Origin of the sequence: Mycolicibacterium phocaicum, from assembly GCF_010731115.1 — a bacterium.
GTDB lineage: Bacteria > Actinomycetota > Actinomycetes > Mycobacteriales > Mycobacteriaceae > Mycobacterium > Mycobacterium phocaicum.
Genome location: NZ_AP022616.1, coordinates 2,768,594 through 2,784,225 on the forward strand (window position 1 = coordinate 2,768,594; position 15,632 = coordinate 2,784,225).

At 62.7% G+C, this 15,632-nt stretch carries 12 protein-coding genes and 2 pseudogenes; 2 read left to right on the forward strand and 12 right to left on the reverse strand.

What is annotated here, in order from left to right:
* Positions 1-207 precede the first annotated feature (207 nt).
* From G6N46_RS13340 to G6N46_RS13365, 6 genes are all read right to left on the reverse strand, one after another.
* On the reverse strand, positions 208-1,047 hold the full coding sequence (locus G6N46_RS13340) for a glycosyltransferase family 2 protein (RefSeq protein ID WP_138248132.1): 840 nt from the start codon (positions 1,045-1,047) through the stop codon (positions 208-210).
* Between the two features lie 68 nt (positions 1,048-1,115).
* A complete protein-coding gene (locus G6N46_RS13345; RefSeq protein ID WP_138248131.1) occupies positions 1,116-2,258 on the reverse strand; it encodes a zinc-binding dehydrogenase in 1,143 nt (380 codons plus the stop codon).
* A gap of 128 nt (positions 2,259-2,386) precedes the next feature.
* A complete protein-coding gene (locus tag G6N46_RS13350) occupies positions 2,387-2,872 on the reverse strand; it encodes a MarR family winged helix-turn-helix transcriptional regulator (RefSeq protein WP_234880552.1) in 486 nt (161 codons plus the stop codon).
* A gap of 331 nt (positions 2,873-3,203) precedes the next feature.
* Positions 3,204-3,665 carry a hypothetical protein gene (locus tag G6N46_RS13355; RefSeq protein WP_138248130.1) on the reverse strand — a complete coding sequence of 154 codons (462 nt, stop codon included), beginning with the start codon at positions 3,663-3,665 and terminating at the stop codon, positions 3,204-3,206.
* Positions 3,666-4,151: 486 nt separating this feature from the next.
* Entirely contained in the window at positions 4,152-5,582 is a 1,431-nt protein-coding gene (locus G6N46_RS13360; protein ID WP_138248129.1) for a prolipoprotein diacylglyceryl transferase, read from the reverse strand.
* Between the two features lie 425 nt (positions 5,583-6,007).
* Entirely contained in the window at positions 6,008-6,619 is a 612-nt protein-coding gene (locus G6N46_RS13365; RefSeq protein ID WP_138248128.1) for a cutinase family protein, read from the reverse strand.
* 108 nt (positions 6,620-6,727) lie between these two features.
* Here G6N46_RS13365 and G6N46_RS13370 point away from each other — a divergent pair, with 108 nt between their 5' ends.
* Positions 6,728-8,131 carry an IS1380 family transposase gene (locus G6N46_RS13370; RefSeq protein ID WP_138248127.1) on the forward strand — a complete coding sequence of 468 codons (1,404 nt, stop codon included), beginning with the start codon at positions 6,728-6,730 and terminating at the stop codon, positions 8,129-8,131.
* 220 nt (positions 8,132-8,351) lie between these two features.
* On the opposite strand, the gene G6N46_RS13375 is transcribed toward G6N46_RS13370, so the two are convergent.
* From G6N46_RS13375 to G6N46_RS13400, 6 genes and pseudogenes are all read right to left on the reverse strand, one after another.
* Positions 8,352-8,654, reverse strand: coding sequence for a hypothetical protein (locus tag G6N46_RS13375; RefSeq protein ID WP_138248126.1), 303 nt, complete (start codon positions 8,652-8,654; stop codon positions 8,352-8,354).
* Between the two features lie 167 nt (positions 8,655-8,821).
* Positions 8,822-9,637, reverse strand: coding sequence for a mycofactocin-coupled SDR family oxidoreductase (locus tag G6N46_RS13380; protein WP_138248125.1), 816 nt, complete (start codon positions 9,635-9,637; stop codon positions 8,822-8,824).
* Positions 9,638-9,867: 230 nt separating this feature from the next.
* Entirely contained in the window at positions 9,868-10,314 is a 447-nt protein-coding gene (locus tag G6N46_RS13385) for a hypothetical protein (protein ID WP_138248124.1), read from the reverse strand.
* A gap of 248 nt (positions 10,315-10,562) precedes the next feature.
* Entirely contained in the window at positions 10,563-10,790 is a 228-nt protein-coding gene (locus G6N46_RS13390; protein ID WP_138248123.1) for a hypothetical protein, read from the reverse strand.
* Between the two features lie 623 nt (positions 10,791-11,413).
* Positions 11,414-12,726 (reverse strand): annotated as a pseudogene (locus G6N46_RS13395) (IS256 family transposase).
* A 448-nt stretch (positions 12,727-13,174) separates the two neighbouring features.
* Entirely contained in the window at positions 13,175-14,344 is a 1,170-nt protein-coding gene (locus G6N46_RS13400) for a hypothetical protein (RefSeq protein WP_138248118.1), read from the reverse strand.
* A gap of 232 nt (positions 14,345-14,576) precedes the next feature.
* On the opposite strand from G6N46_RS13400, the pseudogene G6N46_RS13410 reads away from it, so the two are divergent.
* Positions 14,577-15,550 (forward strand): annotated as a pseudogene (locus tag G6N46_RS13410) (IS3 family transposase); the annotation flags it as partial.
* Positions 15,551-15,632 lie beyond the last annotated feature (82 nt).

Below are 15,632 nucleotides of genomic sequence, written 5' to 3' on the forward strand. Positions count from 1 at the left end.
CGGGCGCCGTTGTCCGGCCTTGATCGAGACTGAAATGCAGGGTACGACTGCCACCAACCTGGCGGCACGCAAATGACAAACCTCTAGCAAACCGTAAATTGACGCGGCGGCTACCTGTCGGCGGCCGTCTGACCATCACAAGACGGCTGTTGCCAATGTGATGACGGCCGTCAGCAAATCGGCCGCGACGGTCGAGCGGGTCCTGATCTATGCCCGCCCGACAGCGCGGACGCGCAGCAGCTGTACTGCTTCCTGCAGCGCGCCAAGGTTCCACGCCAGCGCGCACGTCGTCTTCCGGCGGCCGACACCGGACAACCACGCCGCACCCCATACGACCGACTGAAATGCAGCCCCCACCACGGCGGGTCCCAGCCACCACGGACGAAACTTGTCCAGTACGCGTGCTTCACCGCGGCCGAAATTCCGATACTGAACGAACGCCGCCTTCAGATCGGTGCGCTGCACCTTGCTCACCACAGCATCCGGCACCAACTCCAACATGAACCCGGCTTCGGCTACCCGCCAAAAGAAGTCGACTTCGTCAGCGCCGCCTTTGAACCATTCATCGAAGCCGTGCACCCGGTGGAACAGCTCGCGCGTGAACCCGCAGTTCGTTCCATTCGCGAACACATCCTTGCGGCCGAGCGCCGGATAGAGCCGACGTTCCCGAGCCAGCAGCGTGCCGTCTGCGAGGATGCGATCAAGTCCTCCGCCGACGGCCTGCGCTCCTCCCATGAACGCCCGGTGATACGCCTCGATCCATCCCGCGTGGACCGCATCGTCGGCATCAGTGAGCAGAATGTATTCGCCCTTGGACGCCGCGATCCCAATGTTGCGAGCGACATTGGCGCCCGGTGCCCGACCGGCATCCACGACGCGCACACGCGGATCCGAGTAGGAGTGCACCAAATCGGCGGTGCCGTCCGTCGACCCGTTGTCGGCGACGACGATCTCAAACTCGGTACTGGTCTCCTGCGCTAGTACGGCATCCAGTTGTTTGGCGAGCACGCCGGCACCGTCCCGGCACGGGATGACGACGGAGATCATGAGCCGAAAGGTAGCTGAGATCCATTTGGTACGCGCGTCTTGCAGCGTGCCTGACAGGGATTTGCCAGCTACGAGACCGATTGCGGCGTCACGAGGAACTTCTCGCCCGTTGCCTTCTTGAGGTAGCTGTTGAACGCCTCGGGTTTGAGCAGGCCGGCCAGCGAGACTTCCTGGGTGTAGGTGCTCGCGAAAGTGGTGGTGAGTTCCGCGGCCACGCGCGCCCGCAGCCTGCCGATGACCTCGGCCCCCGCACTGGCGAGGAACGGTGTGAGCAACCAGCCGCCCACACCCCACGACATACCGAAGCTTCGATTGAGAATCGTCGGGCCGGTGTCGAGGCTGCCGTAGATGTACACCTGCTTGTGGACGGCCGAGCCGTAGCGGGAGTACTGCGTCGCGGTCGCGTTGGCGGCCTGCTCCATGCCGTTGAGGATCTGGCTGGCGAGCGTGCCACCGCCGGTGGCGTCGAAGGCGAGCGTCGCGGACGTGGCCTTGAGCGCCTCAACGAGGTCCTGCTCGAAAGTCGGTGCGGCTGAGTTGCATACGTACTCGGCGCCCAAGTTACGCAGGATTTCTTCCTGCTCCGCCTTGCGGACGATGTTGACCAGCGGCACGCCGTCCGCGAGGCAGATCTTGACCAGCATCTGCCCCAGATTCGACGCCGCCGCCGTGTGCACCAGGGCCGAATGTCCTTCGCGGCGCATGGTTTCCACCATGCCCAGCGCTGTCAGCGGGTTGACGAACGACGACGCCCCGTCCTTCGCCGTCGCACCGTCCGGCAGCACCAGACAGGCCGCGGTCTTGACGACGCGGTACTGCGAATACATGGCGCCGCCCGCGATACCCACGACCTTGCCGAGGAGCGCCTGCGCCGCGTCCGACTCCCCCGCCGCCACGACCGTGCCGGCACCTTCGTTGCCGACGGGAAGTGATTGACCGACGCGGACGGACAGATGAGCCAGCGCCCCGGGCGGCAGCGGCGCGGTGACAACCGGTCGCTCCGGGGTGCCCGTAACCGTCGCAGCAGACATATCGGCGCCGGGAATCAGTAGGCCCAGATCCGACGGGTTGACCGGCGATGCCTCGACGCGGACGACGACTTCGTCAGCGGTTGGTTTGGGTATGTCGACGTCATGCAACGAGAGTTCGAGCGTGCCGTCGGGTGTCACCAATGACCGCAATTCCAACGCGGTCTGAGGTGCTTCGGTCATTGGTATGCCTCCGATTGTCGAACCGTCGCCTGAAGAGTACGCCCGGTCAATTGGCGGCCGCGAAATCGCCTGCCTGCGTGCCTTTTCCGGCCCGTGCCAACCGCGGTTCTGTCGATCGACGACGACTTCTAATGCGGGTACGGTTCCAATTCACGCATCCGCTTGAGATGGGCTTGCTGTATTTCGTCCGTGCGGGCCAGAAACCCCACAATCAGGTCAATCTCCGCCGCGCTGTAATGACGCGACAACATCTTGCCGGCCTGATCCAGCAGTGGGGAGACGAGTTCCGAGAGACGGCTGGCAGCGAGATCCGTGGCCACCACGGTGACTCGGCGATGATCGATGGGATGTAGCGATCGAGTGACGTAGCCCAGCTTCTCCAGGCGGTTGAGGACGATCGTGGTTCCGGCGGCAGTGAGACCGAGCCGGTCGGCCAGCAGCCCCGGCGTCGTGACCGTCTCGCCCGCAAAGAGAATGAGCTCCAAGGCACGTCGATCCGTCTGATTGACGCCGAGCACCCGCACCAACTCACGCGCCAAGTCGTCGACGGAACCATGCAGAGAATCCATCGTTCTCTTCAGGACTGCTGCGATTCGCGCCAGTTCAGTTGCCATCGGACGAAGACCTCCCCCAAGGTTTTCCTTTGACTGGGCCTGATCATAGCGACGGCCGAGTGGTTCCGGATGGAATTATTGACGCTTTGGCTAGATCTGTCGATGGCCTACTTTTGTCACCGCTCTGGCCGGCGATACCTGCCGGTCGTGGAACTCAACTTCGCAGCCTGGCACTACTGGAGAATCGCAATGGCCCTCGACTGGGCTGATCATTCAGCCCAGTCGAGGGCCATTCACCGCTGCACTTCCCCAGGCCTTGCGCTGAATCTGTCCCTGATCCCATCAGCGCCGCCCTATGTACAGCCGGCTATTTCTTGCGCGCCATCAGAAGTTAGGTGACGGTCGTGGTGGTGAGCGTCGGAGAAGGACTCGGGTAGCACGCGGTTGGGATGTCGCCAATCGATGTCACCGTAGTGGTCATGGTCATACCGGGGTTGGAGTAACCGGTACCGGCGTACTTGCTGATAACCGAGCCGGGAGCGTTGGCCGTCACGTTGATGGTTACTTGAGGCGGAGTGTATGTCGAGCCGGCCGAAATCGGGCCGGGAACGGTGAGCACGACATTACTGCCAACGAGGGCCGTCGTACCAGGGACGGATCCACCGGATGCGCTGGAGGAGACATAGGTCGAGTTGGCCGGGACCGGGATGAGCATCTTCAGATTACTGATGCTCTTGATCGTAAAAATAGCCGCCGTCGTCGGAACCGTCGATGAACCCGGCGCAATGGTAATGGCCACGGGAGAACCCGCGGTCACCGAAGCCGGCGCGGTGGTGGTAACCGAGGTTGTCATGCTCGACGTTGAGCCCGCGGCCTGACAAGTCCAATTCACCGGGACGGCTGCATGTGCCGTCCCGGCGAAACAAAGTGCGGCAGCAAGCGCCATCGGAGTAATGGCGCCGGCACGACGCAACATGGACGTATTCGATCGCATTGTTATCTCCAAGAGGTGAAGGTAACGACGTGGCGAGAATGCCGCGCCGCTTTAGAGCGAAGAAAACATAACTCGCCTCCAGTCAAATTCCGCGCACATATTGAATACGTTTCGATTGCCGTGTCGCATTCATTATTTGTTACTAGTTATTAGGCATGGAGAATTCAACAATAGAAAGCTATTTCTGCAAAGATATTGAATGCAGAAATAAGCGGACACGCACCGGACAACGGCGATGCGACAGTCGAAGGGCGCACCTTGCCCTGACGCAGTGGCCCTGCCGAAAGGCAGCAATCGGCCCCTCCCTGGTCGTTGGGGGAGGGGCCGATTGGTGGATTGATGCGGTTACTTGCTGCCGCCTGCGCTGTTTGCACCTGCACCGCTTGCGCCTACGCTGCTACCGCCGCTGCCACTGCCACTCTTGCTGGGCTTGGCTGGCTTGCCGAAACCGCTCTTGAGTCCGGCGCCGAACTTATTCAACGAGGACTTCAGGTTCTCCCCTGCGGAGTTGATCGCCTTCGTCAGGCCATCCCCGGTCTTGCCAGGTGTACCGGTCTTCGTGCCGCTGCTCGTGCCACCGTTTGGCGTGGTGGTACCGCCTGAGCCCGTCTCGCTGCCGTTCGATCCGCTGGGCTTCGTGGACTCACCGGCCGCGCCAGGTGTACCGGTCTTGGTGCCGCTGGTCATGTCGGTGCCACCGCTCGGTGTGGTACTGCCCGCGGTCGTACCCGAATCGGGCTTCGTTTCGGTTGCAGTGGAGGGTGTTTCGGACGAAGTTGAGGCGGGTTCCCCTGCGTCTGGTTTCGTGGCGGCTGGCGCCGTCGCGGCGGGTTCTGCCGGCGTGGCCTTCGTCGGCGTGGTCTCCGTCGCCGCAACCTTCGCGGTATCGGGCGTCGTCACCTTCTCGGCGCCCAACGTGACCGTCGCGGCCGACACGGCGGCCGACGGAAGGGCGGCCGGTCCAACATCGGCCACCTTCGCCGCGACTGGCACCGGTGCGCCCAGCGCTTGCGCGATGACGTTGCGAAGGCCGATGACCGTGGCGACAAGACCCGGGATTCCGATGCCGGTCGGAGTCAGAATCCCCGGGAGTAACATCGGCGCGTACCCGTTGAGGAAGGTGTTGGTGAGCACGGCGGGGGCGTTGACGATCGCGTTCACAGCCGCCCCCAAGTTGCCGGAGCGCACCCCGTCGTACACCGCTTGCGCGGTATCCCCAAACGCCCTCTCGACGCCGCTAACCGTGCCAAGCAGAGACAAGCCCACAGATACAAGAAGAGTGGGGGCTAGTTTGACGACGTTGGTGATGTTCTGCATAACCTTGCCGGGGATATCCAGTACCCCACTTCCGATCAGTGCGAAGCCGGGTTGTACCACCAAGTTGAGCACGGCTTGAAATGCCGTGTTCAGGCCCCAGTCGATGTGGCCGGCGGCCATTTCTTGAGCTGCCTGCTGGAAAGCCGGTGGAAGTGCCTTCACAGCCGTGACGAAGCCGTTACCGGCGGCGCCCAGTGCTGCAGCGGTGATGTTCGCGTAGCCGATCTGGTTGGCGATGATCTGCTTCAGGATGGGAGCGGGGTCGGCCCACACCTGCTGGCCTAGGGCCGAAATGTTGTTGAACGATGTCGTGAGGACCTTCGCCCATTCGCTGATGGGATTGACCGACGCGGTCAACGTCGTCGCGAGGCTCGACACCGGGACCGCCGGCAGGTGCACCTGCTGCGGTGCCACCACTATCGGCGACAGCGCGATAGCACTCGCTCCGATCAGCGCCACACCGCTGGGCATACCGGTCCGGACACACGTTTGCATAACTCCCCCTCAGTAATCGGTAACCTGCACCCGCAAATTACTTCACACCGATTGCCGCGTGAGGCAAATTCAACCGGAATTATTCGTTATTCCATACCGAAATTCAACGACGGAAAGTTAAGCATTCAAGACAATTAACTACACAAAGCTATTAACAGAAAACACTCAATTGAAAAATACGGATCGCCGTGAAAACCCTGGAGACTTCTGACCATGGAACATGGTTGCAGGTAGGCCCACACGGAATCGTCGTCGAGGAACAAGCCCACCAGTCATCGCTACGCCGCCGAGACGAACGCCGCGGCGGCGCGGATGGCCTACCCACTGCGCGCGCCGAACTGGAATCGAGCAGCGCGCGGGTGGCGCTCGCGTCGTTAGCGATCCCCGGTCTAGAGCCGGCCGGCCGCGAAATCAGCTGCCTGCGTGACTTTTCCGGACTGAACGTAGGAACCGTGGGCGCCGACGTCGAAACCGCCGCCCACCCAGCAGATCGGGTCGCCCTCGGCGCATTGATCGATGGAATTGGCAACGTACTGCGGCGCCAGCTCTGGCAGCGGTCCGCCGGCGAGCATGCCCGCGAACCCCGTCCGCGGCGCCCCGAACAACGCGGTGGCGGCGACGCGACTGGCAGTCTGTGGCGACGCAGAGTTGGTGGCGCCTTCGATGACCGCTGCCCCCTGCGAGTAGCCACCGAGCACCATCTTGGTTTTCGGGCAGCTGGCCGCGGTGGACTCGATGACCGCCCGTGCGGCGTCGATGCCCGCCGGGGTGCTGACGGCGAAGTCGTTACTCGCCGGGTAGTCGACCGGTGTCGCCTCGACAGTCCGCGGCGCCACGCGCGCACGCAGATCCTCGACGAAGGGACGACCGACACTGCCCAGGCCCGGCGGCTCGGTCGTGCCGCGAGCGAACACGACCTGGACATCGGGGCACGGTGCCGCGGTTGCAGCTGGTGCGAGTGCCGGGACGGCTGGCGCCAGGGCGGCTAAGCCTCGATCCACCGATGAACGGGTGGGGTTCGGGGTGTTGGTATGAGGAAAGTGCCCTCTGAGCTGGGATGATTGGAGTTACCACACTTCGATCAGTCCACGTTCGGAAAGGCACTTTCGGTGCAAGTGTCCCACAGCTTCACGGCCGCGTCGGCGGTCTTCGATGAAGAGCATCTCGTGTCGTGCGCGGGACTGGTGCCGGTGATGACCTTGGCTGAGCAGAGTCGCCTTTCAGTGCTGTTGAAGCAGAAGATTCGTTTCACCTGCGAGCGGATCCGCTCTGGTGCGGCCAATCCGTCGCCGAAGCTGACCACGCTGATCGCCGGGATGTGCGCTGGCGCGGACAGTATCGATGACCTCGACGTGGTGCGCAGTGGCGGCATGAAAACCCTATTCGATGGCGTGTATGCACCATCGACCATCGGAACCCTGTTGCGAGAGTTCACCTTTGGACACGCGCGGCAACTCGAATCGGTGCTGCGCGAGCACCTGGCCGGGCTGTGTCAACGCGTCGATCTGTTGCCCGGCGCCGATGTGCGGGCATTCGTGGACATCGATTCACTGCTGCGTCCGGTGTACGGGCACGCCAAACAGGGCGCGAGCTATGGGCACACCAAGATCGCCGGGAAACAAATCCTGCGCAAAGGTTTGTCACCGTTGATCACCACGATCAGCACCGAACGCGGCGCTCCGGTGATCACCGGAGCGAGGTTGCGGGCGGGAAGAACCAATTCCGGCAAGGGTGCGGCCCGCATGATCGCCCAGGCCGTCGCCGCTGCGCGCGGCGCTGGGGTCACCGGAGCGATCTTGGTGCGTGGCGACAGCGCCTACGGCAACAGCACCGTGGTGGTCGCCTGCCGCCGCGCCGGGGCTCGGTTCTCGCTGGTGCTGACCAAGACCGCCACCGTGACCGCGGCGATCGGTGCGATCAGCGACAACGCCTGGACCCCGGTCCAATACCCGGGGGCAGTGCGCGACCCGGACACCGGTGCATGGATCTCTGACGCTGAGGTCGCCGAAACCCCTTATACGGCCTTCGGTTCCACTGGCCACCCGGTGACCGCCCGGTTGATCGTGCGACGAGTCAAAGATGCCCGCTACCCTGATGCGCTGTTCCCGGTGTGGCGGTACCACCCGTTCTTCACCGACTCCGATGAACCGGTCGATGCCGCCGACATCACCCACCGTCGCCACGCGATCATCGAGACCGTGTTCGCCGACCTCATCGACGGACCCTTGGCGCACATGCCCTCGGGACGTTTCGGGGCGAACTCGGCGTGGATCCTGTGCGCCGCGATCGCCCACAACCTGCTGCGGGCGTCCGGTGTGCTGGCCGGCGCCACCCACGCGGTCGCCCGAGGATCAACGCTGCGCCGCCGCATCATCAACGTCCCCGCCCGACTGGCCCGCCCACAACGCCGATCCATCCTGCACCTACCGAACTACTGGCCCTGGTCGAGTCAATGGATTGCGTTATGGCACAACACTATCGGCGACAGTCCACCCCCGATCTGCGCCACCTGACCACTTCGCCGACAGGCCCTACCGGAGCACACAGGAAAAGCTGGGCAGACCAGCGACTACCCCCTGCTCAGATGACGGCTGACCCGGGAAAGCACTCCCAAGCCGCACCAATCACGTCAGTCCACGGATCGAGGCTAAGGCGAAGATCAACGCGAAGTTGCGGGTCATACCGACCGATCGTAGGTCGATGGCACAGGTTCGCAACGGGTTTGGCGTGTCATCACAGTGGTTGCGAGGTGATCTCCAGCCAGGCCTGGAACTCCTTCTTTATGCGGCGGCGGTCCATCCGTCGGGCATGCGAGCGTTCGCGGGCCAGGCGCAGTCCCTTGGGCGGGGCCGAGCTGCCGGTCCGATAATCCATTGGTGCCGAACGGGTTCCAGGAGTTTTCGATAACGGCGGCGCCGCTCTTCGATCCGGCATCCGAGTGGGGTGGGCGCGGCGCAGACGGGTCACCATCACCTCGACCCCGGCGCCAACGACTAGCACCAACACCGCCGCCATTTCGTACTCTGCGTACATCATGATGGTGCCTTCTCTCCGTGCCGTCAGGACGGCACTGCCTCGGCCTTGGCCGACTGAGAATGGGGTGGGTTGATGCCTTCTACGATCGTCCGCCTGACCAGGCAGTGTGATGGCCCGAATAGCGATATTCAGTCGAGTATCAGAGGGCACGCTCCAGCGAAGGGTGATCAGACCTTCGTGGCACCCATATCGACCGTCAACTGTGTTGCCGTGACCGCGCGCGATAGATCCGACGCCAGGTAGATCACGGCGTCGGAGATGTCGTCGACGCTCGCCGGAAACGGGTCGCTGAGCATGCAGCCGAATGACATCAGGTAGCTCGGGTGATCGGTCAGCAACGTGCCGACGGTGGGGTCTGCGGCGAGCACCGTGTCGACGCCCCACGGGTGGATGGAGTTGACCCGGATCTTGTACTCGGCGAGTTCGATGGCTGCCGACTTCGTCAGTCCGACCACGCCATGCTTGGCGGCGCTGTAGTGCGCTTGGCCCGGTAGCGACTTGATGCCGGCCACCGAGCTGATGTTGATGATCGAGCCGCCATTGCCCGCGGAAATCATGTGCGGGACGGCTGCTTTCATCGTGCGCCAGACCCCGGTGAGGTTGACGTCGATCATTGCCTGCCACTCGTCGTCCGGCATCTCCCAGAAGCGGGCCCAGGTGCTGATGCCCGCGTTGGCGACGACGATGTCGAGACGTCCGCCGAACCTGTCGACGCCGTCTTTGAGTACCGCGTCCATGGCCGTAGAGTCGCGGACGTCGGCGACCGCCATCAGGCACTTGCCACCCGCGGATTCGACCAGCCGCGTGGTCTCCTGCAGGTCCTCCTCGGTGGGACCGGGACATGCGCAGTGCGGGGACACGTCGGCCGCGATGTCGATGCCGATCACCGACGCCCCTTCGCGCGCGAGCCGTATCGCGTGATTACGTCCCATGCCGCGCGCAGTACCGGTCACGAACGCGACCCTGCCGTCGAGAAGGCCCATGGCAACCCTCCGGTTCTTGCTGATGTCACCGAAATGCCCGTGGGACCAGTAAACGCGCGGTGGTGGAGATTTGCTAGAGCCGCGACCTCCTACGCCTACGATCTGCTGATCGACGATCTCGCGGCCGGTCAAAAACCGGAGCTGGTTTAGGCGATCGTGGTGCCGATGAGCACAGTCACTTCGCCGGCGTCGTTGGCTTTGGCAGACGACTGCGCGAAGATGTTGCCTGCCTAGCGAGCGGTGTCGCTGAATTCAGTCGACGCGATGGTCCAGGACTCAATAGCTATGCAGCGCTGGAAAATTCCGCGGCCATACCAATCCTTCAGCACAGGGGCGGGTGGGACGTACGCCACCTGCGCCGGACGTTCACCGCTGTCAGGCGGACAGTTGCTCGAGCTGTCCTCCATCCACGTCGGCTCGCCCTGGATGCTGATGGTTAGCATGAACCGATCGAAGTCGGGTCGCTGGACAGTGAAAGCGGCTTTTACGGTTCGGGCTTCTGAACCCCAGGTGGTCGTGCTGACTGTAGCGGCCAGCGGTGTAAAGCTCGCGGGAACGCGGGCGTGTACGAAAGTGGCGTTGATCTGTTGATTAGCCTGATCTTTCGGGATTTCCTTGGCCTTTTCTAATTGATCGGATGCGCAGGCGGCAGCTGCCAGCACAACAACGGCGGTCATGCAGCGGCTGCGATCCGGCGGGCGACATCGGTAGCGGTGCTCATGTCATGGCATCCTTCCCTGGACGCGCTGCCGGATCAGAGGAGCCAGGATCCGTTGCACCTGCTCATACGGGAGTCGAAACAACCTCGATCTATTGGCTTAGAGCAGCGGCGCTTCGGTGAAGGTGTGAACCGTCGACCAGCGCGGCCGGACGATCAGATCCGCGACCTTATGCTTGCTGGGCTGCTGCTGCCGATGCGGTTCCGTCACAGGGTCTGGTCGAGTGGCTTTTCGATCGCGAAGGCCGCAGTTGCCGCGATGACAAAGCAGGGCACAGCGACCACACCGACGAGAACGGCGGTCTCCAACGCTGAACCGGACGTCGTCAACAGGTGGGCGAACCACCCGTTGAACGCGAAGCTGAGCCCCGCCAGCACAACCAGCAGACCTAGCGTGAACGCGCTGACTAGGCCCCACAACTTTGCGGTACTCATAGCTTCACTGTAGGTGATGCCTGTCGGACCGGTGTGCCTCCTGGCGGGGGTCCTACTAATCCAACGAGACGCATTTCGCATGTTCGAGATCGACTACGGACGCTACTGAGGCACTCTTGCCGGCGTTGACTCAGTCAACAAGGGGACGTTCACGGTCATTGCGGACGACCATTTCAGGTTCGAGGAGGGCAACCCGATGCGGGCCATTGTTGTCGGCGACGCCACCGAGATCATTGGGGTCAAGTCCATGCGTGAAGCGATGTCGGGGGCCTCGAAACGAGCCCGCCCCGCGGCCGGAGAATGATCCCGCGGCCTATAGCGAATCGCACCTAGAAACGAAACACCTCGGATGCCTTGGGCCTGACTAATCCGGGCCATTACCTGCAGCCTTTAGACACAAGGAACTCGCAAACAACGCAAGCCGTCCGGTAAGCGGTAGCAAACCCAACCTATCGCACCCAAGACGGACAACGGCATCCTAGGATCAAGAAAGATTCAGACAAGACCAACGGGGAAAACATGTTCCGCGCACTCACACTGGCGACAGCCGCCACCATCGCGGCAGCTACAGCAATCGCCGTCTCGGCAAGGAGCAATTGTCAATACCTGTGGATCGGGGTGTTTCAGGCGACCTCCGTTTCGGTGTGTTGATCGCCGTCTGACGGTGGTGTCGGTGGGGTGATGTCGGTGGGCCGTTCGAGCAGTTTGCCTTTGTGGAAGACCGCTCCGGCGCGGACGAGGGCGACCAGATGTGGGGCGTTGACGGCCCGCCAACGGGCTTGGGCTGCGTCGATCAGCTTGTAGGCCATGGCCAATCCAGCGGCCCGCGATCCCGGACCCTTGGTGACCTTCGTTCTCAAACGCACTGTGGCGAAGGTGGATTCGATCGGATTCGTGGTACGCAGATGGATCCAGTGCTCGGCGGGGTAGTGGTAGAACTCCAGCAGGACATCGAGGTCGTCGACGATCTTGGCGACCACTTTCGGGTACTTCGCGCCGAAGGCAACCGCGAAGGCCTTGACCGCGACCTGAGCTTTGTCGATGTCTTCGGCGTTGTAGATGTCCTGATGGCCGCCAGCGCGGCCGGATGCGCTGACTTCGGCAGTGCGGAAAGGACGTTGGCCTGCTTGTGGAACCAGCAGCGCTGCTCTCGGGTCTTCGGGAATACCTCCCGCACCGCCTTCCAGAACCCGAGCGCGCCATCGCCGACGGCCAGCACTGGGGCGGTCATGCCGCGTCGTTTGCAGTCGCGCAGCAGATCCGCCCACGACTCGCATGACTCCCGATAGCCGTCGGTGATCGCCACGAGCTCTTTGCGGCCGTCAGCGCGCACGCCGAGCATCACCAGCAGGCACAGCTTCTCCTGGTCCAGGCGGACCTTGAGGTGAATGCCGTCGACCCACAGGTAGACGTAGTCGCTGCCGGACAGGTCCCGGGCAGCGAACGTACGGGCTTCGTCTTGCCACTGCGCGGTCAGACGGGTGATCGTGGTGGCCGACAACCCGGCACCCGAGCCGAGGAACTGCTCGAGTGCGGGCCCGAAGTCGCTGGTCGATAGGCCGTGCAGATACAGCAGCGGCAGCACCTCACTCATCTGCGGGGACTTGCGTGCCCAGGCCGGCAGGATCGCCGAGGAAAACCGCTGCCGCTCACCAGAATCGGGGTCGACACGGCGATCGTTGACCCGCGGCGCCTTCACCTGCACGGCACCGGCCGCGGTCAGCACCTCACGCGGCTGGTGATAGCCGTTGCGGACCACCAGTCGGTGACCGTTCTCGTCGAGCTGATCAGCGAATGCGGCCACGTACGCGGCGACCTCGGCCTGCAGGGCAGCGGCCAACATCTGCCGGGCTCCGTCGCGGACGATCTCGTCCAACAACGACCGGCCGGCCTCGCCGCCGTTGGCCTCCTCGGCATCGTGAACTACGGTGAGCATGGGCGTACCTTCCCAACCAGCGCGCCAACGCCGGTCTTGATCGAATACCTGATTCCGTGATGATCATCCTCGGGAAGGTGCGCCCACTTTCAGGCCGCCTCCTCGGGCCTCATCCACAGGTATTGATCATTGCTCCTCGGCAAGCGCGCACGCAGACAACGTCGACTTCGGTACCAACCGCGGAGCTTGCCAATCGGCAGAACGACAGTTGCACGCCAGCGGAAACACCAGCGCGGACTGCTTCGAAACGGGCCCGGGGCACTACTCCTTGTACTACAGCCGGCGGTAACCATGTCCGGCATGCATAGCCCGGTCTCGACGGACCGTTCGGTAGATATGAAGACCTCAGTGGTCTCACCTGGTGACGCAGTCGGACTCGATCCGACACTTGGCGAAATTTGAGTTCTGCCGACCCGCTGACGACCACAGCTCAACGGTGGCGGGATGGTCAGTGACCGCTGACCGGGATTCGTGCCATCTCTGCCACGGCGCAAGCCACTTCGCGACGGAGTGAAGGGTCGGAAGTGCCTTGGAAGTCATCAATTACGCTTTGATAGCAAGCCCGAGCCTTTTCGTACCGTCCTTGCAGGGCCCAGGTCATCCCGTCTCTAATCCGTGTACTTGTGACCCAGCGACGGATCTCCACCTCGTGCGGACCGACATAACTTCCGTACGTCGAGATCATTTGGTCGTGCAACTTGTGCAAAGCGGCTGCGTCATCGCCGATCATGCCTACCATGGCGATCTTCGACATAAGGCAGCCTGCAACGTGGTAGTGGTCGACATATGCCGCGCCCGGCCCGTGTTGAACCAGCGCGGCCCACGCCAATCGGCGTTCGCACACCTCGACGACGAATCGGGCTTGCTGCTTGCCTACATCCGTGCGGTCATCGAGTCGGCTTAGCAGGCTACCGAGGTTGATCATTGCGGTCTCGAGATACTGCACCGTCAGGGGGTCTGTGTCTCCCTGGAACTGCTGATGTGCTCGCAAATACAGACGGCGTGCCTCTGAGCATGTGCTCGGTTCTGGTTCGACGAGAAATATCCACATGCTGGCGTGCTGAGACATCGCTAGGCACGCCGCTCGGCGGACGTTTGTACGAATTTCCAGACTCGGATAGTCGTCGGTTTGCTCAAACAGGTCGATGGCTTGAGCCCAGGCAAGCTGTGCTTCTAACAGCCAGACCGGTCCGCGCTCTTTCTGCATTGTTTTGATGAGTATCCCTTTGGCGGTAAGCGCACAGATGAGGTCTGCGTTGCTGAGTGGCTCAGCGAGATCACTGTGCAGATCGATGACGGACTGCGCTGCTTCCAACGCAGAATGGGGATCATTGAGCGACACGTAGACGTCGTGCTTCATCATCAGCGTGGCCGAAATCAGTGGGCGGGTGTCGAAGTCCGCGATGCGTTCGAAAATCGCTACAGCGTCGCCCGCTGCACTGATCGAATCTTCCAACCGGCCGAGAGCTCTCGTAGCAGTGACCATTCCAACAAGGCCAACTCCGCGATGAAGGTCAGACAGTCCGCCTTCGGGCGCAACCGCGCGGCCAAAAGCAGAAACAGCGTGATCCCATCGGCTTAAACTTGCAGCACGATATCCGACAGCCAAGGCTTCCATGCCAGAGGCAGATCTCAACGCTGATGTCCATGCTTCGTCTCGCGGCCCGGTCGCATCTCGCAAATGTTGGCGACGTACCACAAAGCTGGCGGCTCGATAGCCATCGTCGTATTCAACCAACGCGCTTGTGGCTGCTACTGGCCTCGTTGCCCAAGCTAGTCCGAGATGGAACCTGTTTTGAACCACCCCGGGTTTGATGCACACCTTCTTTCGAGGGAAGGTTGTTCGCATCATGCCGAAGAAGTACGACGAGGAGTTCAAGGCCCGGGCGGTGCGGTTGGTCACCGATCACGCCGAGGAGTACGACACCCGCACCGCATGTCTGGAGGCGGTCGCCAAGCGGTTGGGTGTGTCCTACGAATCGCTGCGTCGCTGGTCCAACCAGAGCGAGGTTGATTCCGGTGCCCGCGAGGGGGTCAGCACCGACATGGCGCGGGAGAATCGAGAGCTCCAACGCAAGAACCGTGAACTAGAAGAAACCATCGAAATCCTCAAGGCGGCAACAAGTTTCTTCGCGCGGGAGAACGACCCGCGACGCCGCTGATCTGTGCGTTCATCGCCGAGCATCGCGCTCGGTTCGGGGTCGCTCCGATCTGCCGCGTGCTGTCCGAGCACGGCTGCCAGATTGCCCCGAGAACGTTCTATGCCTGGCTGTCCCGCCCACCGTCAGCACGCACGTTGTGGGACACCGTCATCACCGAAGTGCTGGCCGGCTACTACGAACCTGACGAGAAGGGCCGACGCACACCCGAATCGCTATACGGGGCGACCAAGATGTGGGCTCACCTGCAGCGCCAGGGCATCACCGTGGCCCGCTGCACCGTGGAGCGCCTCATGCGCGCCAACGGCTGGCACGGGGTCACCCGCCGCAAGAAGGTCCGCACCACCATCGCGGACCCGGCCGCGGGACGGGCACCAGACTTGGTGGACCGCCAGTTCCGGGTCCCCGCCCCGAACCGGCTGCTGGTCGCGGACTTCACCTACGTCCGACTGTCCAGCGGGGCGTTCGTGTACACCGCGTTCGCCATCGACGCGTACGCCGGCCGGATTGTGGGCTGGACCTGCTCAGCGAGCAAGAGCGACGCCTTCGTGCGGCGGGCGATCCAGCACGCCGCCGAACTACGCAGACGTGAAGGTAATCCATTGTCCGGCAGCACTATTCACCACAGCGACGCGGGCTCGCAATACACGTCGGTGCGCTTCGGTGTCCGCGGCCATGAAAAAGTACCCACTGGTGGCCAGGTAGAGGTATCCAGTTTTGGCCAGGTAAAAGTATCCACCCTGTGTT